Raw genomic sequence first — 22,263 nt, forward strand, 5'->3', positions numbered from 1 at the left:
AAATGGCGCAACTATGAGCACCGTTTGGCGCCTGCTCGTCAGACGGTAGTGGGAGAGGAAGGCTCAGATGAGCGACAGCAAGCATGTGACGTACGAGGACGCCGGCGTCGATACCGCCGAGGGCGGCCGCGCCGTCGACGCTATTAAGCAGATGGTCAAGGACACCAACCGCCCCGAGGTCATCGGCGGCATCGGTGGCTTTGGCGGCCTGTTCTCGGCCGCTGCGCTTAAGGATATGGAAGACCCGATCCTGATTAGCGGCACCGACGGCGTGGGCACCAAGCTCGTGCTCGCCCAGATCATGGACCGTCACGAGACGGTGGGCCAGGACTTGGTCGCCATGTGCGTCAATGACATTTTGGCTTCGGGCGCCGAGCCGCTGTTCTTCCTGGATTACGTTGCCATCGGTCACATTGAGGCCGAGCACATGGCAAAGATCATCAAGGGTGTGGCCGACGGCTGCAAGCTCGCGGGCTGCGCGCTCGTGGGCGGCGAGATGGCCGAGCACCCCGGCGTCATGGCTCCGGCCGATTACGACCTCGCCGGCTTTACCGTGGGTGTTGTCGATCGTCCCAAGATGCTTGACCCCGCGAACGTTCGCCCCGGCGATGTGATCCTGGGTCTGCCTTCCACCGGCGTGCACTCCAACGGCTACTCGCTCGTGCGCAAGGTCATCGGCGTCGACGGCATCAAGCCGGGCACGCCCGAGGCCGCCGCTAAGGCCGAGGAACTGAGCCGTCCGCTCGAGGAGCTCGACGGTGCTTCGCTGGCCGATGCTCTGCTGGCCCCTACGCGCATCTACGTCAAGCCGATTCTGGAGCTGCTGCGCGGCGGCGCCAACGTGCACGCCATCGCCCACATCACCGGCGGCGGCATCACCGAGAATCTCAACCGCGCGCTCGCCGACGATGTCGATGCCGTGGTCACCCGCAGCGGCGCCGAGATGGGCTGGGATGTTCCGCCCGTCATCACCTACGTGTCGCGTCAGGCCGAGCTCGCGCCCAACGAGGCATGCAAGACCTTCAACATGGGCGTCGGCCTGTGCCTGATCGTTGCCCCCGAGGACGAGGCTGCCGTGACCGAGGCCCTGGTCGCGCTGGGCGAGAAGCCGTTCCGCGTGGGCGAGTGCGTTGAGGGTTCCGGTAAGGTCGTGTACTCCGATGAGCGCTAGCGAGCAGATGGCTGCTGCCGAGGGCCTGGGCTTTGTGCCCTACACCCGTCCGACCGGCACCGATACGGCCGAGCCGCTCAAGATCGGCGTGCTTATCAGCGGTTCGGGCACCAACCTGCAGGCGCTGATCGACCTTATCGCCGCCGGCAAGCTCAACGCCTCGATTGAGCTTGTAGTGTCGAGCCGTCCTTCGGCCAAGGGCTTGCAGCGCGCCGAGCGTGCGGGCATCCAGACGCTCACGCTGTCCAAGGATATCTATGCCGACCCCATCGCGGCTGACGAGATCATCGCGCATGAGCTGCTCGAACGTGGCTGCGAGTACGTGGTGATGGCCGGCTATATGCGTATGGTGCACACGCCTCTGCTGGCGGCGTTTCCCAACCGCGTGGTCAACTTGCATCCGGCGCTGCTACCGAGCTTTACCGGTGCGCATGCGATTGACGACGCCTTTGCGCGCGGCGTCAAGGTAACTGGCGTGACCGTGCATTTTGCCAACGAGATCTACGACAACGGTCCCATCATCGCCCAGCGCGCGCTGGCTGTCGAGGAAGGCTGGGACGTCGACACGCTCGAGGAGCACATCCACGCGATCGAGCATGTGCTGTATCCCGAGGTCGTGCAGATGCTCGCCGACGGCCGCGTCCACGTGCTGGAGAGCGGCAAGGTGGCAATTGACCCGGCGCGCTAGTCGCTTGAAAAAGGTCTCCTTGGTTTTCTTGAGATGTAAAAGCTTCATCAGAACCAAGAAATCTGATAGGGCCTCGTCCGTGTGCGGGCGGGGCCCTTTTGCGTGGCCTTTCATGTTTGCTATACTGCTAGCAGATAGAGAGGAGCCGCTATGGGTACAGCAACGGTGCAGCTCAACACGCGAATCGATCCTATGCTCAAGGCTGGTGGCGACGCGGTCCTAACTCGCAATGGATTGGGGGCGAGCGATGCTATTCGTGCGCTTTGGGTCTATCTTGTCGAGCATCAAACGTTGCCGGGATTTATGGTGGCGGATAAGCGCGAGGCGCCCCGTGCGGAGAGCCTGGCCGAGCAGGGGTGTGGCCTAGCTTTTTCCTCGTTGGGGCTAAGCGCTTCGGATTTTGCGCCAGGTGGATCATCTGCGGAAGACTGGGATGCCGTACGAGATGATATGTATGACGCGATGATTGCCGACATCGAGGCGAATTGCCGATGATCGAGGCAAAACGCCTGCTTGTAGATACGAACGTTTGGCTCGATTATTACCTGCAAGAGGGGGCATTCGACGAAGCGAAGAGATTGGTTGAACTGGCCGAAGCGGGAAAGATCGACCTTCTGTACGCGCCAACGACGGCAAAGGACGTGTTCTACATCTTGCCTCGGCGTCTAGCCCGGCGGAATGTGAATGGGATTAACGCTTCGTTCGGTCCGGCTGCATGGGCATGCGTCGAGCATATGATGCAGGCGGCAACGGCTTCCCCGCTTTCGATGGCGGAGTGCGAGATGGCGCGCATGCTTGGCAAGCGCATGCCGGACCTCGAGGACAATCTCATTATCGCCTCGGGCGATACGGCGGATGTTGACTACGTAGTCACGAGCGACCGACGCATGTTGGAGACGATGCCCGAGGTATGCTTGACGCCCGCGCGCGCACTCGAGCTCATCGGGATCCTCGGCTAACCTTGCATACCCCGTTTCGCTATCATATTGAGCATTGTGGCCCTCATGCAACTTTGGAGGACGGTATGGCGGATAACGAAGCACTGTTTACGCCTGAGCTGGTGTTTTTTGATTGGGAGTGCGCGACGCCCGCCGAGGTGTTTGCGCGACTCGAAGGCGAACTTGCCCCACGCGGCTACATCTGCACCGGTTGGCTCGACGCCGTTCGCACGCGCGAGGATGCCTATCCCACGGGTCTTGCCATGCCGGCGGCAAACATTGCCATTCCGCATACCGATCCGGGGTTTGTGGCCAAGCCCTATATCGCGGTGGTGAAGCCCACCGCGCCCGTGACATTTAACGCTATGGCTGGCATGGGCGCTCCGGTGCCGGCGCAGATCGTCATCAATCTGGGCATCGCCGAGCCGGGCGGTCAGGTCGAGGCCCTGCAGGCGCTCATGAACATCTTTATGGACGCCGATGCCGCAGCCGACGTGCTCGGCCAGACCACGCCGCAGGGCATGGTCGACGCCATCCGCCGCCACTTCTAAGGTGGGGCTAAGCCGGCACCTAGGGACGTTCCTTATGTGCCGGCACTTGGGGACTGTCCCTAACTGCCGGCAGAAAAGGAACGTCCCTAACTGCCGGCTGCCAGAGCTGTCCCCTTTGCACCAAAATGGTGCAGATTAACCTGTCCCCAATGCACCAAGCGTGCCGCGGGGGCTGCGTTGTGACACAATGGCGTTTGTTCGATTCGTTATGCGAAAGGCCAACTATGGCAAATAAGAAAAAGAACCCCGCACCCGAGCCGACGCCCGAGCAGCAGGCTCGCGCCGCCTCCAGCTCTCGCAAGAAGCAGCGCAAGACCCGCGTGTCCAAGACCGTCAAGATCGTTCTGGTGGTCATCGGCGTGCTGGCAATGCTACTTTCCGTCTCGGCCATGGCGTGCTCCGGCCTGATGTCGCAGGCCGAGGACACCTCGGGCTACAAGCTTACCGGCGGTGTAGCTGCCACTATCAACGGCACCAACCTCACCGAGGACACCGTGACCAAGCAGATCATGAGCATGCGCACGTCCTACGGCTACACCAAGGACAAGGACTGGGCACAGTATCTGGTCGACAACGACCTCACGCCCAAGAAGTACCGCAAGCAACTCATCGACTCCTACACGCAGCAGATTCTGCTTCAACAGGCACAGAAGGAGAACGGCGTGACGGTGTCGGACGAGGAGGTCGAGAAGGCTTGGAAGGACGCGTGCAAGAGCGCGGGCGGTGCCAAGGCCTTTAAGAAGACCCTTAAGACCTACGGCTACACCGAGGACACCTACAAGGACTCGCTCAAGGAGAGCCTGGCGCAGCAAAAGCTTAAGGATGCTGTGGCGCCCACCAGCAAGCCCAAGGACAGCGAGATTGTCGATTACATCAACGAGAACCTGTCCAACTACAACGATGCCCGTCGCTCGTCGAACATCCTGATCAAGGTTGATTCCGACGCTTCCGACGAGGACAAGGCTGCCGCCAAGGCCAAGGCGCAGGAGTGCCTGGACAAGATCAACTCCGGTGAGCTGAGCTTTGAGGACGCCGTTGAACAGTACTCCGAGGACACCGGATCCAAGGAGAAGAAGGGCGATGTGGGCTGGGATAAGCTCACCACCTTTGTCGACAGCTACCAGACGGCGCTCGAGGGGCTCAACAAGGGCGACGTGAGCGAAGTCATCGAGTCGACCTATGGCTACCACATCATCAAGTGCACCGACTACTTCCATGTCGATAATCAGGTTGACGACATCAACCAGGTGCCCAAGGCCATCAAAAAGTACGTCTCCAACGTGGTGAAGACGCAGACGGCAAGCACCGCGTACAGCGAGTGGCTGGAGCAGTACAAGAAGGATGCCGACATCACCGTCAACCCCATGCCCAAAGACGTGCCATACAACGTCAGTCTGAAGGGCGCCACCAAGAGTTCGACCGACGATTCGTCGACGACTGAGTAATCATGGGGCGGTGCTCGCGCGAGTGCCGCCCGCGCTATTAGAGAGGATTTGCAGATGACCAACGAAGAGCTGCAGAAAGAAATGATCGCGGCCATGAAGGCCAAGGACAAGGTTCGCCTGTCCATCATTCGCCAGGTTAAGGCCGAGGTGAAGAATATCGAGGTCAACGAGCGCCGCGATGTGACTGAGGAAGACGTCAACAGCATGATCAAGCGTCTGATCAAGCAGACGAGCGAGACGCTGGAGATGTCCATCAAGGCCGGCACCGACCAGGAGCGTACCGACAACCTGACCGAGCAGGTCAAGATTCTGGAGAGCCTGCTGCCCGCGCAGGTTTCGGGCAAGGAGCTCGAGGCTCTGATCGAGCAGGTCATCGCCGAGCTGGGCGCCACGTCCAAGAAGCAGATGGGCCAGGTCATGGGGGCGCTCGGCAAAGCCACCGGCGGCAACTTCGACAAGCCTGCCGCGGCCAAGATCGTCGGAGCAAAGCTCGCGTAATTTGTTATGCGGTTTTACCAAACCGCATAACGGCTCGACGCTGCAAACCCGTACACACGGCAATCTGACGTTCAATTTCAAGGGCGCGACCATAAGGTCTGCGCCCTTTCATTTCACGTCACCTTGCTCGCGTGTACGGGTTTTCGCTGACTTATGCTCAACAAGGGCGGTTGAGCGCTCATTGGGGACAGACTTAAATGAGTGCCCAATGAGCAGGCACTCATTTAAGTCTGTCCCCAATGAGTGGGTGGAAGATTGCGGGTTCTTTACGGGAATGTAGTGTGGGCTGCGGAAACGTGGTTCTTTCCGTACAATAGTTCAACTCGTGTAAACGCAGGGAAGGGACATTCATGGCAGACATGATCGAGATCAAGCATCTCAACAAGTACTTTGGCGACCTGCATGTGCTCAAAGATATCAACCTCACCGTCAAGCGCGGCGAGAAGCTCGTAATGATCGGGCCTTCCGGCTCGGGTAAGTCGACGCTCATCCGTTGCGTCGATTATCTGGAGGAGCCCACGTCGGGCGAGGTCATCATCGACGGTACGCCGCTTACCAAAAAGAACCACCTGGAGATGGCTCGCAAGTATAGTTCCATGGTGTTTCAGCAGTTCAACCTGTATCCCAACATGACGGTGCTCGGCAACCTGACGCTCGCGCCCATCAAGCTGCAAAAGAAGAGCAAGGAGGAGGCGACCGAGATCGCCATCGCCGCACTCAAGCGCGTCGGCATGGCGCATAAGGCCGGCGAGTATCCGCAGAATCTCTCGGGTGGTCAGCAGCAGCGCATCGCCATCGCCCGCGCCCTGTGCACCAAGCAGCCCATCATCCTGTTTGACGAGCCGACTTCGGCGCTCGACCCCGAGATGGTCCAGGAGGTTCTGGACGTTATGATTGAGCTCGCGCAGGAGGACATCACCATGATCTGCGTGACGCACGAGATGGGCTTTGCGCGCCAGGTGGCCGACCGCGTCATCTTTATGGAGGACGGCCGCATTCTGGAGGAGGGCACGCCCGAGCACTTCTTCGATAACCCCGAGAACCCGCGCTGCCGCGAGTTCCTGTCCAAGATTCTGCACTAGGCGCGGTGATGGACATGACGGATATGACGAGGGCGGCCGTGTCGCGCCGTCACTTTTTGCAGCTGGCGGGCGCCGGCATGCTTGCGCTGACGGGGACCGCGCTTACCGGTTGCGGCAACTCCACCAGCGGCGAGGGCTCCGACAAGGGGTCCAAGCTTGCGGCCATTAAGTCGCGTGGCCATCTGAATGCCGGCGTTAAGAAGGATGTTCCCGGCTACGGCTATTACGACACCGCCAAGGGCCGCTTTGAGGGCATGGAAGTCGATTTGTGCTACCAGATCGCCGCTGCCGTCTTTGGCGTGAGCTACAAGGAAGCCCGTGCCCAGGAGCTTGTCGAGTTTACCGACGTAACGCCCAAGACGCGCGGCCCGTTGATCGATAACGGCCAGCTCGACGTGGTCGCGGCGACCTATACCATCACCGACGAGCGCAAGAAGAGCTGGGATTTCTCGACGCCGTACCGCACCGACTACGTGGGACTCATGGTCAAGAAGCGTTCGGGCTTTACCTCGATTGAGGACCTGGACGGCAAGGTCATTGGCGTGAGCCAGGGTGCTACCACGCAGGGCCTGATCGAGCAGATGATCAAGGACAACGGCTTTGGCTGCAAGCCCGAGTTTAGGGCCTTTAGCGGCTACCCCATCATCAAGAGTTCGCTCGACGCCGGCAATATCGACGTCTTTGCCATGGACCGCTCCACGCTGGCCGGTTACATGAACGAGACCGTTGAGCTGCTGCAGCCCGAGGTCAAGTTTGGCGAGCAGGGCTACGGTGTGGCGACCAAGAAGGGCTGCGACCTTTCGGCTGTGGTCGATCAGGTGATTTGCGATCGCCTAGCCGACGGCTGGCTCGACCAAGAGGTCAAGACCTGGGGTCTTGTATAGGTGCATCGTCCAAGGAAGGAATCAAATGCTCGAAGGATTGTTTGACGCCGACCGCTGGTCGACGACATTTCAAAACATGGGGCCCTTCTGGGAGGGCTTTGGCGTGACGCTACAGGTGGTCGTTGCCGGCCTGCTGCTGTCGCTGGTGCTGGGCACGCTGCTGGGCGTGTTCTCTACCACCCGCTCGCGCGTGCTGCGCGCCATAAGCCGCGTGTACGTGGAGTTTTACCAGAACACCCCGTTGCCCGTACAGGTGCTCTTTATGTACATGGCCGGTCCGCAGTTTTTACAGGCCATAACCGGTGCCGACCAGCCGGTGCGCATCGCGCCGTTCGTGCTGGGCTTCTTAGGCGTGGGTCTGTATCACGCGGCCTACATTTCGGAGGTCATCCGCACTGGTATCGAGGCGGTTCCGCGCGGTCAGATGGAGGCGGCCCAGAGCCAGGGCTTCACCCGTGCGCAGGCGTACTGGTACATCGTGCTGCCCCAGACATTCAAGATCATTCTGCCGCCGCTGTGTAACCAGGCGCTCAACCTGGTCAAAAATACGTCGGTGCTGGCGCTTGTGGCCGGCGGCGACCTTATGTACCGTTCCGACAACTTTGTGAGTCTGTACGGTTACCTGCAGGGGTACATCGTCTGCTGCCTTATGTACTTCATTATCTGCTTTCCGCTCGCCATGCTGGTGCAGTGGCTCGAGCGCCGCTCCAAGGAGCGTCCGCGCGGTGTGAGCCTGGCCGAGCTGGGGCTCGACAACGTAGAGGAGGCCTAGCGCATGGAAATCTTCAACGCGACCAACCTGCTCTACATTTGGGGCGGCTTTGTTAAGACCATAGAGATCTCGGCGCTGTCGATCTTTTTCTCGCTCATCTTTGGCACGGTGCTGGCGCTCGTTAAAAGCTATGCGCCCCGCCCATTCCGTATTCTGGTGAGCGCCTATATCGAGCTGTTCCGCTGCACGCCGAACCTGCTGTGGATCCTGTTTATCTACTTTACGGTGCAGGGTTTGGACATTGTGATTTCGACCATTGCCTTTACGCTGTTTACCAGCGCCGTTATGGCCGAGATTGTGCGCGGCGGTCTCAACTCGATTCCGCGCGGCCAGTTTGAGGCGGCGCAGAGCCAGGGCTTTGGCTTCTTTGCCACCATGCGCTACATCATTCTGCCGCAGACGTTTAAGACGATCATTCCGGCGCTGTTTAGCCAGTGCACGACCGTCATTAAGGACAGCTCGTATCTTTCGGGCATTAACGTGGCCGAGCTCATGTACACGGCAAACGTCGTGATGGCCCACGCGATCGATCTGTCGCAGGTGCTTATGCTCTACGGCCTGGTGTTTGCGATGTACTTTGTGCTCAACTTTGGTATCTCGCTGCTGGTCCGAGCTTACCAACGCCGCATCGTAGCCGCATAGCCTGGCTTTCCCTGGCACCCAACCTTGGCCTTCAAACCGTCGCTCGCGTACCAAAGTACGCGTCGCTCCTCTTTCAGGCCAATCTTGGGCACCAGGAAAACCCAGGTACGGTATCGTGGGAATAAGAGATAAACAGCCCTTTTCTCATCTGTTAGAAAGGAATCGCGATGAGCGATCTGGAGAATAAGAAGAATCCTGTGGTCATTACCATCGCGCGCGACTTTGGCGCCGAGGGCCACGAGATTGGTCGCATGCTTGCCGACGAGTTGGGGATTCCGCTGTATGACAACGAGCTGCTGGTGCGTGCGTCGCTGCGCGCGGGCGAGTCGCTCGATAAGATGGCCGCCTACGACGAGCGTCTGGCCGTGGAGAACATGGCGTTTCTGCCCGACCGCTACGATGCGCGTTCGTACTCGGACAAGTTGTTCCAGAAGATGAGCCAGGTGATTTTGGACCTGGGCGAGACCGAGAGCTGCATTATCGAAGGCCGTCTGTCCGATTACCTGCTTCGCAACAACCCCAACCACATTGCCGTGCTGGTGACCGCTCCCTTTGAGGATCGCGTCGAGATTGTGCGCAAGAAGCGTGGCCTTAATAAAAAGAAGGGCGCCAAGCTGGTCAAGCAACAGCAGAAGGCGCGTGAGGCTTTTTACAAGCGCTACAGCGCCGGCAAGTGGAAGATGACGAGCGGTAAGGACATCGTCGTCAACCGCGCCAAGCTGGGCCGCGAGGGCTGCAAAGACGTTATCGCCGCTGCCTACCGCTACAAAGTCGCCCAGCTCGAAGACTAACCGACCAAAACCACCACAAAGGGGACAGGCACCTTTGTGGTGGTTTTTGTTTTAGGCCGAGGGGAAGGCCTTGGTGAGACCGGCGCGCGTCTGCGTGTCGGTCTTTTGGTAGATGGAGCTCAGGTGGCGCTGTACCATGCGCATCGAGATGCCGAGTTCCTCGGCGATCTGCTTGAGCGGGCGTTCGTCCTGGGTTACTGCTATGAGCACGTCGACTTCGCGCGGGGTGAGGCCGTGGTCGGTGATGAAGGCCTGACGCTGCTCCTCGATACTCGGTACTGCCAGCGCCTCCTCGGCAAGCTGTTGATGTTCGCGCTCCTGCTCGGTTTGGGGCAGGCGGAACAAGCCGGCTGCCACGAATGCTGCGCAGGCGGCGACGAGCAAAACGAGCGCACCGATCATGATGAGGGCGACGTTGCCAGAGGTCACAAGCGCAAGCGAGACGCCCGACGTGGTGAACGCGCACACGTTATTGGCCGCACGGCCCATGCCGGCCCAGAAGGCGGGCAAGTGCATGCGCGGTGCCAGCTGAGTAAACGTGGCGGTAAAGAACGTGACGAAAAAGCCCGAGCTCAGGTAAAAGACGACAAGGCCCAGGTTGGGATCGGCGCCGGCTTCCACGGCCAGGATGGAAATGGTCGAGAGCACGGCGATGCCGAGCATGACAAGTCCCATGTATCGGCGCTCGGCAAGATCAAAGATAATGCCGGCGGCAAGGCCGCTCGCCGTCAAAAAGAGGCGCGGCCATGTTTGCACGGCAATGGTGCCGTGGGCGTTGGAGAGCGTGACCACGTTGTCGAGGGTCGAGAACAAGCAGGCAAGAATCATGACGAGCGCGATGCTCCAACATGCCTGTTTGGCGAGGGCGTGCGAAGGTTCGACAAAGGGATTGATAAGGGGGTTCGGGCTCTCAGTGGTCTCTTGAGGAACAGCGCCGAGGGCGGATATGGCGATAGTCGCTGCGCCAAGGACGATGAGCTCTGCGATGCCGCCGCAATTGAGCAGGTTGACGGCGAACTGCATCAGGATGCCCGCGGCATAGGCTGCTCCCGCACCGGTGGCGAGCTTGGGATCGTCTTGAAACGCCAGTGAAAAGGCGTGGTGCGCAGCGGCGCCCAGCAGGCCGAGTCCATAGAATGCCACGCAGCCCAAAATCTCGAGCGCAAGCAGGTCCGTGGGGGACTGAATTTGGGTTAGGCCCACGATGGCGATGGGAACGGCGGCGGTGTTGACGGCTGCCGGGGAGCGGCCTATGCGCTGCGCGAGTCCGAGCAGTGGCGCGTATCCGATAAAGCCGAGTACGCTCGCACCCAGAATAAAGCCCTGTGCGATTACAACGCGTTCGGCACCGGCGAGCAGCCCGACGTTGACGTCGAAACGAAACTCGGCGGCAAGGAAGGCGAAGGTGAAGAGCGCGAGTGCCAGAAGCGCGTTGATTTTAGGCCTGCTCAGGTTCAAGGACGGTCCTTTGGATAGACGGAATAATCGTGTCCTTGATTGTAGACCAGGTCGGTAGGGGGTGAGCCTTTCGGGGGGCGGGGCGCGCTTGGCAATCGCATGCTCGTTGCCTTTTGCGCTGGCAGATGCGCCACTTGAGAATTCGTGCCCCGGGGTCCGGCTATCTTCCCGTAACATGGTGTTACAGAAGCACCCCTTACGACAAGGAGGCTCACATGCGAACGCAAATCCATGACAACTCAATCAACCACGGCCGTGCGTGCTCGTTCTCCCACGGAACATGGCGTCGCGTGGGCGCCAAGCTTGCCTGCGCGGGGGCCTGCGCGCTCATGGCCGGCCAGCTGCTGCTGCCGAGCGTGGCACTCGCCGCCGAGTGGGTCAACGTGGGCGGCACGCAGTACAACAAGGCCGCCGGCGACGATGCCGGAACCTGGTCCTGGGACGGTGGCGACGACATGAAGCTCAACGGCTACGACGGCGCCGGCATCAGTGCTCAGGGCAACCTCAATATCGGCGTGACGGGCACCAACACCGTAACGGCCGATGCCTTGCAGAGCGCTATCGAGGTCAAGGACGGCAACCTTGCCATCACGGGGAAGGGAACCCTCAACGCGACGGCCGAACCGCAGAAGAGCAGGAGCGCTGTTAAGGTCGAGTACGGTAGCCTCGCCATCTCGGGCGACGTGACTCTCAACGCGACGGCCGGGACCGATACGATAGCGGTTTCGGGGGACGGCAAGACCGGCGGCGACGTGGACATCCGCGGTGCCAACGTTAACGTGACGGCAACGAACAAAGTGCCTCATACCATCGGCATTCACACGCGGGCAGGCAACATAACCATTAACGAGGGCGCCGACGTCCACGTCGAGGCGGAGGCGAATGGGGGGCTCAACGCCGTTGCAGTCTATGCCGAAAACATCTCCTCCGAGCATGGAGGGTGCATCGCGGTGGATAACGCAAAATTAGATGCGGCGGCGCGCAATGGATGCAGTGTGTCGGTCGCCCTGTATTCGTTCGGGGGTAAGGATACATATTTGAGTATTACCAACGGAGCGGATGTTACGCTCGTGGCGAGTGATAAGGCCGATGTTTTGGATGGTGTTTGGATGCTCGCGCAGGACGGCGTGTCGCGGGTGCTCGTCGAGAATTCGAGCCTTACAGTTCGATGCGGTGACGGAACTGGCTACAGTCGTAAACATGGCTACGGAATATATTCCCAATCCGGCTCCCAGTCCGCCATCCCTCGAATTGACATCATTAATTCAAATGTTGAGGCGTCGGGTAATACGGCGGCAATCTACGCTGTCAATCTGGGTGATGCAGCCCCTTGTCTCACAATTGATGGCGGATCGGTAGCTACGACTCCCGCCGGCGGCACCGTGCGAGAAACTGCGGGAAACGGACTCGTCATCGGTGCTGCCGGGTCGTCCGCTATCCAGGATGTTAGGACCTCCGACGAGGTTGCCCATAGCGTGGTAATCAGCTCCGGAGATGCGGTCGAGCCTGAGCCCACGCCGCAGCCTGAGCCTACCACGGGCCCCACGCCGCAGCCGGGCGGCGGCGGGACCGCCACGCCGTCCGTGACGCCGACTCAGGCGAGTTCCACGGCTGCTGCCTCCAAGCCGGCCGCGAAGGCCACCGCTGCCCAGAAGTCCGTGGGCACTCTGGCCGCCACGGGCGATAGCGCCGCGATGGCGGCGGCAGCCCTCGGCATCGCCGGTGCGTCCGTCATCGGCGCCGGTTTCGTTGCGTCCAAGCGCCGCAACCGCTAGCGTAATCTTTCATAGCCATTTTCAGCCGCCGCGCAGGCATAAATGCTCTTGCGGCGGCTCTTTGTATTTCCGCAGGTAGAGGCCTAGGTTCGCATCTACGAACCTAGGCGTGCGGAGTCATTTGGCACATCTTGGTGGTACAGGACCATCACAAAGGGGACAGGCACCTTTGTGGTGGTATGTCCCTACGACCAAGGAGGCCGTTATGAACGGAAGCCACTTTGACAAGCAAGCTCAACGTGAGTCCACCTGCTCGCTGGTTCACGGTACCTGGCGTTGTGTGGGTGCCAAAATAGCTTGCGCCGGCGCGTGCGCGCTTATGGTTGGCCAGCTGCTGCTGCCGAGCGTGGCGCTGGCGACGGAATGCGCCGATCCCGCCGCTGGGACGGATGAGGTTGCCGCGGCTCCGGTGACGCCGACGGTTGCGGAGGATACGGCTGCAACGACCGCACCAGCTGCTTCGACCGCGCCTGCAACCGATGCTGCTCCGGCGGCGCAAGCCACCGCTGAGCCTCAGCAGGCGGCCCCGACTGGCGCCACCGATGAATCCAACGATGCGGCACCCGCTGAACAAAATACTCCCAGCGACAACGCCGCCACGCCGGCGAATGACGCCATCATGCCCTGCGGTGTGACCGATGTTGTTGGCGGCAGCGGCGTTAGGGTCAATATTACGGTGCGGAACAATTACACCGACATCAAGAAAGAAGAAACGATTGAGTATGTGAAGGGGATTGCCCTTGTAGATGGAGACCAGTCTGCTCTCGATGGTAGCGCTTTGACTTTTATCGGCCTGGGGGACTTGATCGTCCATGCGGCGTATGACAGTGCGAGCAATAAAACAACGCTTACCCTGGATATCAGCAAGATTCAGAGACAGAAGGAGGAGAAGAAGTACTTTACGGAGTACAAGGAGAATAAGTCCAAGATGACGACCACCTATGATGGATCCAAGCTTACGTATACGGGTACAGAGCCCGGGAATATCATCATCGGTGATCCGGACGACGCCTTTAAAGGAGACACCGAGGCGACCGGGAAACCCACTATTAACGAGATCCGGGATGACTACTACACCCGCACCCATGTCTACGAGAGGGCGTGCCTTGTGATCCCGGCAGCGGAATCAGAATCGGAATCCATCTCCTTTGCCCATGTTCAGAATACGAACTTCAATTGGCAGCTGGATACTGGTCCGCAGGCGACGGCAGGTGTCCCTAACTACGATGCAGATAAATACGAAATCGCTTATGAATGCTGGCAGGAATTTGAAAACAACGAACCCGTTGCTGCCTGGTATTCCGATAACGGCTCACATGGTTCCCTGCCGACTATTACAAAGTTTAAAAGCGGGAAAGAGTACGTGTATTCTCTTATGCTGAAGCCAAAAGACGGATATTCCTTCAGCGATGAAACCGTTGTTACCGTAAACGGGGAAACCGTAAAGTCGAGTCTAAGCGGAGAATTCCTGTATGTCCCTGCTATTAAAACAATTACGATGCCTGCTTCGTCGGAAAACGAAGCTCTTGAGAATCTAAACGTCAACGATGTGAAAACCGACTACGCGCCCGGCGAGGCGCCGCGTGCGACCGCGACGATTCCTGCCGCCGATGCCGATAAGTATGAGATCGCCTATGAGTGCTGGGAGGAGATGGATGGCAGCGACCCTGCGGAGCTCAAGCCCGTTGCCTTCTGGTATTCCGACCCTTCCAAGTATCCGACGGGCGCGAGGAAGATCGAGCACTTTGAAGAGGGCAAGTTCTACATGTATTCCGTTGAGCTGAGGCTCAAGGACGACAATACCGTGGCCGATGACTGCATGATGTACGTCAACGGCCATTGGACGCACCACATCAAGACCGTCAACGGCGTCTTCGCGCCAAACGCTGACAATATGCTGTGCGAGCAGCCGATCGACGAATGGCGTGCCATCGACGTTATCGAGATCGACGGTGCCACGACCACCTTCAAGGCGGGCGATAAGCCGGTCTTTACGGCGAGTGTTCCGATGGGTTCCAACTCCCTTCCTCAGTGTGAGTTCTGGACGGGTAGCGACGGCAGCGAAGTGAACTCCCAGAAGTTCTGGGATCAGAACATTACAAACCACATCGATGCTTTTAAGCCTGGCGTGACCTATCGCTACGGCATCTACCTCAAGTCCGCGCGCGGCTTCTACTTCACGCCCGACACCAAGCTGGTGATCAACGGCGTGGAATGCGGCTACCAGGTCGCGGATAGCGTATCCGATGAGGACAGCGGCTGGATCTACACCCTGTGGCTCAACACTGATCTGACCTTTACGCCTGAAGCCACGCCGACTCCCGATCCGCAGCCTACGCCGGAACCCAAGCCGACGCCGCAGCCTGAGGTGAAGCCCGAGACCAAGCCCGCGACAAAGCCGGTCGCGACAGCTACCACGACCAAGACGGTTGAGAAGGCCACGCCGACCAAGAAGGGCGACGCCGTCCTGGCTGCCACGGGAGATACCACCGCAATGACGGTCACCGCCCTGGGCATCGCTGGCGCAACCGTTGCCGCCGCAGGCATCGCTGCGACCAAGCGTCGCAAGCGCTAGAGCTGGGTGACGGCTCTCGTTCTCGGCCTCAGCAAAATCTCAATCTGTAACACCAAACTGCCCAAAACGGATCTAGATGTTACAGATTGAGATGAACCGAATGGCCGCCAATCTAATGTCTCGATCTGTAACACCAAGCGGGGAATTTGACCTCTAACTGTTGCAGATCGAGACAAACTGGCCGGCCAAGTCCAGAACCGCCACAAAGGCGCCTGTCCCTTTTGTGGTGGTTTGCGCAGGTAGAACGGTAGGTTCGTATATATGAACCTACCGTTCGCTTTGTTTTTGGACGACGATTACGCTGGATAACTTTTGGTTTGCAGGAAAGGAACGACCATGAGGTGGACCACTGTTCGAGCGCTTTGCCGCTGCCTGACCGTTGCCGCTGTGACCCTCACCATGGTGACGGGTTCGTTGCCCGCGGGCGCGTTTGCCGAGACCCTCACCACCGACGGCACTTTTGTGCAGACGGATAACGGCCAAGCAGCCAACGCTGCTCCCGCCGATTCGGCTGACGCCCAAATGTCAGACTCTGCTTCCGCCGACCCCGCGCCCGATGCCGGCGCTGCCGACCCCACAGTGCTCGATACCGGTGACGCCCCTGCGCCCCCGGACTCCGAGATTGCATCGGCGGCGGGCCTGACGGGCGCCGGACAGACCGAGAGCACACCTGCGGGTACGCTTGCCACCGATCTTGTCGAGGGCAAGGAGCTCGCCGAGCAGCAAAAGCAAGAGGAGGCTTCCGGCACCGAGGCGACCTGGAACGAGGAACTTGAACTCTGGGCAACCTCGAAGGGCGCCACGGGCGTAAAGGACGAATACGACGATGGCTACGTGGCCGGCGAGCAGACCCCCGCGCAGTACTACTTCTCGATTGATAGCCTCACCAACGAAATTTCTATCGAGTATGGCGACGCGGGCATTACCACGTTGGAGGTGCCCTCGACCATCGACGACAAAAATGTCGTAAGCCTTACGGGTATGGGAAGCGCTGCGCTCACATCGATTACCTTCGCCCCTAATTCGCATGTCCGCTCGGTTGGAGGCTTGGGCGGCAGCAGCATCAAAGAGATCGCACTGCCCGATTCGGTCGAGGAGCTCAAGAGCTATGCATTCTACAAAAGCAAGACGCTCCAAACGGTAACCTGGCCCAACAACGCGGCCTTTACCACGATTCCCGAGCAGGCCTTTAAGGAATGTGAACAACTTGACGACAAGGTGGTGGCAACGCTGCCGCCTTCGGTCAAAACTATCGACTATCTTGCATTCGCCTATTGCGGCGTGCCACAGTTCTATGTCTCGGACACAACAGTGCTCACCTTTACGCAGATCAATGTGCCGGGCACGGTGGAGCGGATTGAGCGCAATGCCTTTGACGGGTGCTCCTTTGTGTCGTCGGTGACGATCGGCGACGGCGTTAAATATATCGGAGCGCACGCGTTCGCCTCTCTTGATCCTGCGATTGCCGGCAAAGAGATTGTGCTACCCAAAAGCGTGGAAATGATAGAGTGGGGAGCTTTTGAGAACACGAGATACGGAAACGAGACGAACCATAATGCCGTTGCCCTGCGCGTGATGAACCCCGATCTTCGGTTTGGTGAGGCGGGCTATCCGGGCGACTATAATGAGCGCGTGACAATCGATGGCGTAACGTATGCGATTCCCTTTAGTGAAGGCCAGACCATCTATGCCTATGCGACCGATTCGGCTGGCAACCCCTCGATGGTCAAAAAGCTTGCCGATGCCGTGGCCGATCGCAAGGACTCCGTCGATTCCTCGAAGCCTGCTTACACGTTTGAGTGGATGGGCGAGGCGGCCCAGGTGACGAGCAAACTTCCCCAGAGCGCGACGGCTACACTCGTGCAGGCGGGGCAGTCCACGCCGCTGGCGGTTGGCGATGACGGCAGCTTTACAGCGGACGCTCTCTCCAAGACAGCAGCCACCCTGCGCATTTCGCTCAGCGGTTACTATGACATGGTGCTGGCGCGCCCGGGCGACCAGATGACGGGCACATGGAATATCGGAGAGATTAAGGCGGAGGACTTTACCAAGATTCCGGCCTCGCGCGCGATTGAGCTCAACGTGGGCTATCTTGAACCGATTGTGGGCCAGGATAAGACCGAACGCATTGAGCTCGATAGTCTCGATAAGATCGATCTGACGGTGAAGAGCGGCGGCAAGACGCTTAAGCCTGCCAAGGGTGACAAAGAAAACGACTTCCGTATCCAGGGCACAGCACTTGTGGTGTCGCAGGCCATTGCCGACGCGGACCAGGATCTGGAGATAACGCTCGAGCCCAAAGACAGCCTCAGGCTGGGTGGGGCGACGGCGACGGTGAAGCCTTCGGCCGGCAAGGTCGATATCGACTTGAAGCCCTGGGGTACGGCGACAGTCACGACCAAGGGCGACTACCAGGGCGCCAACCGCGTGCTGGTGTTCCGTACGTCCGACGGCAAGCTAGTTGCCGACGGTGTCACCTGTCTGATGGGTTACGAAGACGATGGCACCACGCCTATCATGAAGGCCGAGACGCCGCGCCTTAAGGCCGGTTCTTACACCATCGTTGCCTTTAACAAGACGAGCTACGACATCCAAGCGACGAGCTATTCCACGTTTAGCCGCCTAGGGCTGACCGTGGGTAAGCATATCGCGCAAAAGCAGGTGAAGATTGAGGACGGCAAACAGCTCGACGTGACGCTCGACGTCCCCACGTTTGACGTGGAGACGTATCGTGCCGAGCGTGGGCTGACGGCGGGCTCGGTTATCGCTGATTCGTCCGCGGTCGTTGGCGTGGAGACCGAGCTGCGCATTCATTACGAGCTCAAGGACAGCCAGGCTGCCAAGATTGAGATTCCGCTGGCCAAGGATGCCGTCGAGGATGTGTCCGCTGGCTCTCGCGACCCCGGCGATAGCTCCCATACATGGTGGACTGACGCGACGTGGAAGGGCGATAACCTCGTTCTCAATATGAAGAAGGGCATGGGCGCCGATGTGTTTGTGCGCTTTAAGCCTAAGGCCGCAGGCATCTATGCCATCTCGCCGCTTATTACGCTGGGCGAGGTGACATTGCCGCTGGGAAGCACCACACTCGAGGTTAGCGGATCGCGCATCGAGGTCGACAACACCGACGTTCACAGCCTGCTGGGCAATGTGGCCTACGTTTATGCGGCGCCGGGCAAGAGCGTGCAGCTCACCGTGGGGACGGGCTCGTCGGCTGCAAAGTACACCGGCAAGACCAATAAACTCGGCCGTGCCAAGATTGAATACGAGCTGCCGCAGGATACGCTTGCCGCCGAGCGCGTGACGCTCGAGGCGCGCGTGGGCTCGACCGATGTTGCCGCCGCTGCTGCCGAGGTAACGGCTCGCAATTATGTGCGCTATGTTCCGGGTGCTTCGGTCTGGAACTTTGATGTGACGTATCGTGGCGGTACGCAAAACCTGGTCAAGGACGGCAAGGACACCGGCAAGAGCCTGTGGACCTTCCATCATCTGCCACAAAAGAAGAACGCCTACTGGACCTTTGACATCACGCTTGAGGTGGGAAACGAAGAGGCCGCCGACACGCTCGACCTGTACGTGGACTGCGTGGATGGCAAGACGGTGACGATTCCTCTGACTCAAAAGTCGCGCGAGGGCACCCGTGTGCGCTATGTGGCGGAGTATGTGGACGAGGGTTACCTTAAGCTGCTCGACGAGTTTAACAAGGCGAATGACTCGACCTATGTGAACTGCGGAAACTTTGAGCAGATCTTTATGCCGCAGACCTACCGCATCTCCAATGCTCAGCTTATGACCATGCTGAGTTTTGACGCCAACGCTTCGGCCAAAAAGCATTCCGCCGCGGCCGAGGAGCGCCAGCAGGAGTTCTCGAATGCCGTGCAGCAGTGGCACGAGTATATGATGGATAACTCTTTTAACGATGTCGACGAGGCCTTTAACGATGCGATTGACCAGATGGTCGCCGATGCGCTTGCCGAGGAAGAGAAGGGCGGTAAAGAGGACGAAGCCCAAGGTGGAGCTGCCCGCAAGGCTCGTCGCGCCCCCGCCGCCAGCGACGGCGAGGGTGATGATGCTGGCAACGACGAGGCCGCGCAGTTTGCCGCCGAGCTTAAGGTTGCGGTTGGCGGCTCGTCGGCGCTGCTGACCAAGCAGGGCGACAGCTATGGCGTCAACGTGGACAAGATGATCTTTGAGGACGCGTACGGCACCGGTGAGGATTGGTACCAGGAACTCGCGTCGGCTCAGGGTGCAAGCGCTGCGGATGCGGCGGCCATCAAGGAACTTGTCGACCATGCGTCGCGAGCGGAGTTTATTGCCCAGCAGGCCGAGGATCTGGTGGGCCAGTCGATGGGTATCGGCCAGCTCAACCAATACGGAAGCTGGAATGACGCAACCGCTGCGGCGCTCAACAAGTGTGCGGGCATTAAGGCCAGCGAGTACAACGGCCAGTCGACGAGCGGGTTTAACGATTTGGGCCAGGCGCTCGGCAGCTCGCTGAGCTACAAGGCGGCTGACGACGATACCGTCAAGGGCTTTAAGGTCGCCGCGCCCGATGGCGACGAGACCGCTTACATTGAGTCGGAGTTTATCGAGAACTCCAATAACAACAAGAACCAGGCGCTGCTGTTTAACTCAATCGCCATGCAATGCGACATTTTGGACAATCTGTACGATAACTGGAACGTAGTCCACAGCCTCAATAACTCTACGATTCGCGGTTGGCTTATGGCTTGGAAGCGCAACGGTGACGTCAGCGCCCACATGAAGCTCATCCGCACGATCCGTTCGCTCAAAAGCTACAAGATCGAGTGTGAGATGTTCGGCCAGGTCTTTAAGACCGATGCGTGGAAGGCGGCCGGCCAGGCGTTTCCCGCGGCGACCCAGGGCATCGGCATCTTTACCGGCATTTACGGCGTGAACGATGCCAGCAAGAACTGGGAGAACGTGAACGTCCGTATGCAGAAGGTGAAGGGCGAGCGCGAGGGCTATGAGCTTCAGCATACGCGCTTGCTTGCCAAGCCCGAGAAGACCGAGGACGACTGGAAGTGCATTTACGCGCTGCGCGACGCCATGGAGAAGGCGCGTGCGTTTGAGGATCTGCTGTATCGCCAGCTCTGCCACGATAGCACCGATGTGGCGGTGGGCTCCATTATGACAATCGCCGGCGTGCTGACGGCCGGTTCGGCGGGTACCGTGGTGGGCGCTGCCTATGACGCGGCTTCGACGAGTGTGGGCTCGGAGCGCGCGATTAAGCTGACCAATGCCGAGTGCGCCTACGATGTCGCCTGTGAGCAGGTGGAGCGCGCGTGCCAGAATCGTATTACGGTCAACTGGGGTGAGCTGACCGATGCCGAGGTCTACAAGGCCAACAAGGACGGCTTGATCTCGGACGAGAAGATGCAGTCGATCTTCGAGGCGCGTTATCGCAATGTGGCTGCCAAGGCTGCACCCGACCCTGCGGGCGTGGTGTACGAGGGCCTGTTGTCCAATACGGTCGAGGGCGCAACGGTTGAGCTGTGGAGCGCCGACGATGCCGCCGGTACCAATGCAGTGCGTTGGGATGCCGAGGAGTATGAGCAGGACAATCCGCTTGCAACGGGTGCGGACGGTGCATACAACTGGAATACGCCGACCGGATGGTATCAGGTGCGCGTGACCAAGGACGGGTATGAGGAGGCGCGTTCGGCTTGGCTGCGCGTGCCGCCGATTCAGACCGAGGTGAACATTGGCTTGGTGTCGACGGCGGCGCCCGAGGTGGCTTCGGCCCATGCCTATACCGATTGCGTCGAGGTTGAGTTTACGCAGTATATGGATGCGAGCGACGATGCCCTGGTCGCATTGTGCGCGCAGGGCTTGGGCGACGTGACGTATACGTGGCTCGACAAGCAGGACGATCCCAATGGCAAGCCGTTGTCGCGCGTGCTGCGCATTCGCTATGCCGATGCGCGTGAGGCGGGCTCGACGGTGTCGTTTGAGCTCGACGGTGCTCGCAACTACGCCGGCAAGGCCATGGCGCGCTGGGCAAGTGGCGAGCTTGTCGTGGGCGTTCGTGCCGACAAGCTCAAGCTCAACGTGGAACAAGCTGTGATCATGCTTGAGGGCGGCGACTTTGAGCTGGTGGCACACGTGACCGATAAGGCGGGCAAGCCGTTTGCGGGCGCCAAGGTTAGTGTTGGGCTGGAGTCCTCGGCTATCTGCTCTGTCGATGCCACCCAAGCCGTGACGGGCGAGGACGGCGCGGCGACGTTTGTGCTGCATGGTGCTCTGCCCGGTTTGACGACGTTGACGGCGGCGGTGGACGGCACGGCGCTGTCCAAGCAGGTCGACGTGCGCGTGTCTGCCGAGGCAGTGCGACCGGCGCGACCGGTGGCGACGATTGGTGCGACGACGTTTGGTGCATGGTCGCCCAAGGAGAACTACATTACGGTGCCCAAGGGCACGAAGCTGGAGCTTTCAGCCGAGGACGGCACGACGATTTGGTACACCACCAACGACACCTGCCCCTGCCGTGACGAAGGCCGCGTAAAGTACACCGAGCCTATTGCGCTCGATAGCAATATGTATGTGCGCATTGCGGCGCAGCGTCCCGGCATGTCGTATAGCGAGTATTCGGAGCGCTTGAACATTACGATTACGGTGACCGATGAGGCGACGCCCGATCCCGAGCCGGAGCCCGAACCCAAGCCGGAACCCAAGCCGACGCTTGGCGGCGGTGAGCAGGGTGGCGGTGCGGATGGCTCTGGCGGTACCGGGGCTCCTGCGGGTGGTTCGACTTCGACGACGACCACAGTGACGACGGACAAGTCCAAGGGTAAGGGCAAGAACGGTAAGAAGTCCGGCGGCACGGAGCTCGCCAGCACGGGTGACTCCGCCGCGATGACGGTCGCCGCTCTGGGCATCGCCGGCGCAACCGTAGCCGTGGCCGGCATTGCTGCAACCAAGCGTCGCAAGCGCTAGGTTTTGGTGGCAGCACCTATCCTCGGCTTCGTCAAA

General features: G+C 59.8%; 16 protein-coding genes. 15 read left to right on the forward strand and 1 reads right to left on the reverse strand.

The window, feature by feature from the left end:
- Positions 1–67 precede the first annotated feature (67 nt).
- From purM to DXC99_RS07670, 12 genes are all read left to right on the forward strand, one after another.
- The gene (purM, locus tag DXC99_RS07615; RefSeq protein WP_117629793.1) at positions 68–1,171 is read left to right on the forward strand and encodes a phosphoribosylformylglycinamidine cyclo-ligase; all 1,104 of its coding nucleotides are present in this window, start codon (positions 68–70) and stop codon (positions 1,169–1,171) included.
- Positions 1,161–1,859: a phosphoribosylglycinamide formyltransferase gene (gene purN / locus DXC99_RS07620; protein WP_117629794.1), complete on the forward strand. Its 699-nt coding sequence runs from the start codon at positions 1,161–1,163 to the stop codon at positions 1,857–1,859. The genes purM and purN overlap by 11 nt, the downstream gene beginning before the upstream one ends.
- A gap of 150 nt (positions 1,860–2,009) precedes the next feature.
- Positions 2,010–2,354, forward strand: coding sequence for a type II toxin-antitoxin system RelB/DinJ family antitoxin (locus tag DXC99_RS07625; RefSeq protein ID WP_117629795.1), 345 nt, complete (start codon positions 2,010–2,012; stop codon positions 2,352–2,354).
- On the forward strand, positions 2,351–2,818 hold the full coding sequence (locus DXC99_RS07630) for a PIN domain-containing protein (RefSeq protein WP_199408891.1): 468 nt from the start codon (positions 2,351–2,353) through the stop codon (positions 2,816–2,818). The genes DXC99_RS07625 and DXC99_RS07630 overlap by 4 nt, the downstream gene beginning before the upstream one ends.
- 65 nt (positions 2,819–2,883) lie before the next feature.
- Positions 2,884–3,348, forward strand: a complete 465-nt coding sequence (locus DXC99_RS07635) for a PTS sugar transporter subunit IIA (protein ID WP_117629797.1) — start codon at positions 2,884–2,886, stop codon at positions 3,346–3,348.
- A gap of 224 nt (positions 3,349–3,572) precedes the next feature.
- Complete coding sequence (locus DXC99_RS07640; protein WP_117629798.1) at positions 3,573–4,793, forward strand: peptidylprolyl isomerase; 1,221 nt, start codon at positions 3,573–3,575, stop codon at positions 4,791–4,793.
- A 54-nt stretch (positions 4,794–4,847) separates the two neighbouring features.
- The gene (locus DXC99_RS07645) at positions 4,848–5,291 is read left to right on the forward strand and encodes a GatB/YqeY domain-containing protein (RefSeq protein WP_117629799.1); all 444 of its coding nucleotides are present in this window, start codon (positions 4,848–4,850) and stop codon (positions 5,289–5,291) included.
- Positions 5,292–5,641: 350 nt separating this feature from the next.
- Complete coding sequence (locus DXC99_RS07650) at positions 5,642–6,373, forward strand: amino acid ABC transporter ATP-binding protein (protein WP_055251548.1); 732 nt, start codon at positions 5,642–5,644, stop codon at positions 6,371–6,373.
- Positions 6,374–6,381: 8 nt separating this feature from the next.
- A complete protein-coding gene (locus DXC99_RS07655; RefSeq protein ID WP_117629800.1) occupies positions 6,382–7,257 on the forward strand; it encodes a transporter substrate-binding domain-containing protein in 876 nt (291 codons plus the stop codon).
- Between the two features lie 25 nt (positions 7,258–7,282).
- Positions 7,283–8,029 carry an amino acid ABC transporter permease gene (locus DXC99_RS07660; protein WP_035136546.1) on the forward strand — a complete coding sequence of 249 codons (747 nt, stop codon included), beginning with the start codon at positions 7,283–7,285 and terminating at the stop codon, positions 8,027–8,029.
- A gap of 3 nt (positions 8,030–8,032) precedes the next feature.
- Entirely contained in the window at positions 8,033–8,671 is a 639-nt protein-coding gene (locus DXC99_RS07665) for an amino acid ABC transporter permease (protein ID WP_055285379.1), read from the forward strand.
- A gap of 167 nt (positions 8,672–8,838) precedes the next feature.
- Positions 8,839–9,462 (forward strand): AAA family ATPase, encoded by a 624-nt coding sequence (locus DXC99_RS07670; protein ID WP_055285378.1) that lies wholly within the window; start codon positions 8,839–8,841, stop codon positions 9,460–9,462.
- A 51-nt stretch (positions 9,463–9,513) separates the two neighbouring features.
- On the opposite strand, the gene DXC99_RS10440 is transcribed toward DXC99_RS07670, so the two are convergent.
- Positions 9,514–10,920 (reverse strand): helix-turn-helix transcriptional regulator, encoded by a 1,407-nt coding sequence (locus tag DXC99_RS10440; protein ID WP_199408892.1) that lies wholly within the window; start codon positions 10,918–10,920, stop codon positions 9,514–9,516.
- A gap of 215 nt (positions 10,921–11,135) precedes the next feature.
- Between DXC99_RS10440 and DXC99_RS07680 the strand changes: the two genes are divergently transcribed.
- From DXC99_RS07680 to DXC99_RS07690, 3 genes are all read left to right on the forward strand, one after another.
- On the forward strand, positions 11,136–12,695 hold the full coding sequence (locus DXC99_RS07680) for an LPXTG cell wall anchor domain-containing protein (protein ID WP_158551681.1): 1,560 nt from the start codon (positions 11,136–11,138) through the stop codon (positions 12,693–12,695).
- A gap of 205 nt (positions 12,696–12,900) precedes the next feature.
- Positions 12,901–15,270 carry an LPXTG cell wall anchor domain-containing protein gene (locus DXC99_RS07685; protein WP_117629802.1) on the forward strand — a complete coding sequence of 790 codons (2,370 nt, stop codon included), beginning with the start codon at positions 12,901–12,903 and terminating at the stop codon, positions 15,268–15,270.
- A gap of 336 nt (positions 15,271–15,606) precedes the next feature.
- Complete coding sequence (locus DXC99_RS07690; protein ID WP_117629803.1) at positions 15,607–22,227, forward strand: leucine-rich repeat protein; 6,621 nt, start codon at positions 15,607–15,609, stop codon at positions 22,225–22,227.
- The last annotated feature ends 36 nt before the right edge of the window (positions 22,228–22,263 follow it).

This window comes from Collinsella sp. TF10-11AT (assembly GCF_003437565.1).
GTDB lineage: Bacteria > Actinomycetota > Coriobacteriia > Coriobacteriales > Coriobacteriaceae > Collinsella.

What these genes read in the sequence shown, in the direction of transcription:
- DXC99_RS07680 (WP_158551681.1), top strand. Translation starts at nt 11,136, where the DNA reads ATGCGAACGCAAATCCATGACAACTCAATCAACCACGGCCGTGCGTGC.
- DXC99_RS07625 (WP_117629795.1), top strand. Translation starts at nt 2,010, where the DNA reads ATGGGTACAGCAACGGTGCAGCTCAACACGCGAATCGATCCTATGCTC.
- DXC99_RS07645 (WP_117629799.1), top strand. Translation starts at nt 4,848, where the DNA reads ATGACCAACGAAGAGCTGCAGAAAGAAATGATCGCGGCCATGAAGGCC.
- DXC99_RS07670 (WP_055285378.1), top strand. Translation starts at nt 8,839, where the DNA reads ATGAGCGATCTGGAGAATAAGAAGAATCCTGTGGTCATTACCATCGCG.
- DXC99_RS07640 (WP_117629798.1), top strand. Translation starts at nt 3,573, where the DNA reads ATGGCAAATAAGAAAAAGAACCCCGCACCCGAGCCGACGCCCGAGCAG.
- purN (WP_117629794.1), top strand. Translation starts at nt 1,161, where the DNA reads ATGAGCGCTAGCGAGCAGATGGCTGCTGCCGAGGGCCTGGGCTTTGTG.
- purM (WP_117629793.1), top strand. Translation starts at nt 68, where the DNA reads ATGAGCGACAGCAAGCATGTGACGTACGAGGACGCCGGCGTCGATACC.
- DXC99_RS07655 (WP_117629800.1), top strand. Translation starts at nt 6,382, where the DNA reads ATGGACATGACGGATATGACGAGGGCGGCCGTGTCGCGCCGTCACTTT.
- DXC99_RS07635 (WP_117629797.1), top strand. Translation starts at nt 2,884, where the DNA reads ATGGCGGATAACGAAGCACTGTTTACGCCTGAGCTGGTGTTTTTTGAT.
- DXC99_RS07660 (WP_035136546.1), top strand. Translation starts at nt 7,283, where the DNA reads ATGCTCGAAGGATTGTTTGACGCCGACCGCTGGTCGACGACATTTCAA.
- DXC99_RS07650 (WP_055251548.1), top strand. Translation starts at nt 5,642, where the DNA reads ATGGCAGACATGATCGAGATCAAGCATCTCAACAAGTACTTTGGCGAC.
- DXC99_RS07630 (WP_199408891.1), top strand. Translation starts at nt 2,351, where the DNA reads ATGATCGAGGCAAAACGCCTGCTTGTAGATACGAACGTTTGGCTCGAT.
- DXC99_RS07685 (WP_117629802.1), top strand. Translation starts at nt 12,901, where the DNA reads ATGAACGGAAGCCACTTTGACAAGCAAGCTCAACGTGAGTCCACCTGC.
- DXC99_RS07690 (WP_117629803.1), top strand. Translation starts at nt 15,607, where the DNA reads ATGAGGTGGACCACTGTTCGAGCGCTTTGCCGCTGCCTGACCGTTGCC.
- DXC99_RS07665 (WP_055285379.1), top strand. Translation starts at nt 8,033, where the DNA reads ATGGAAATCTTCAACGCGACCAACCTGCTCTACATTTGGGGCGGCTTT.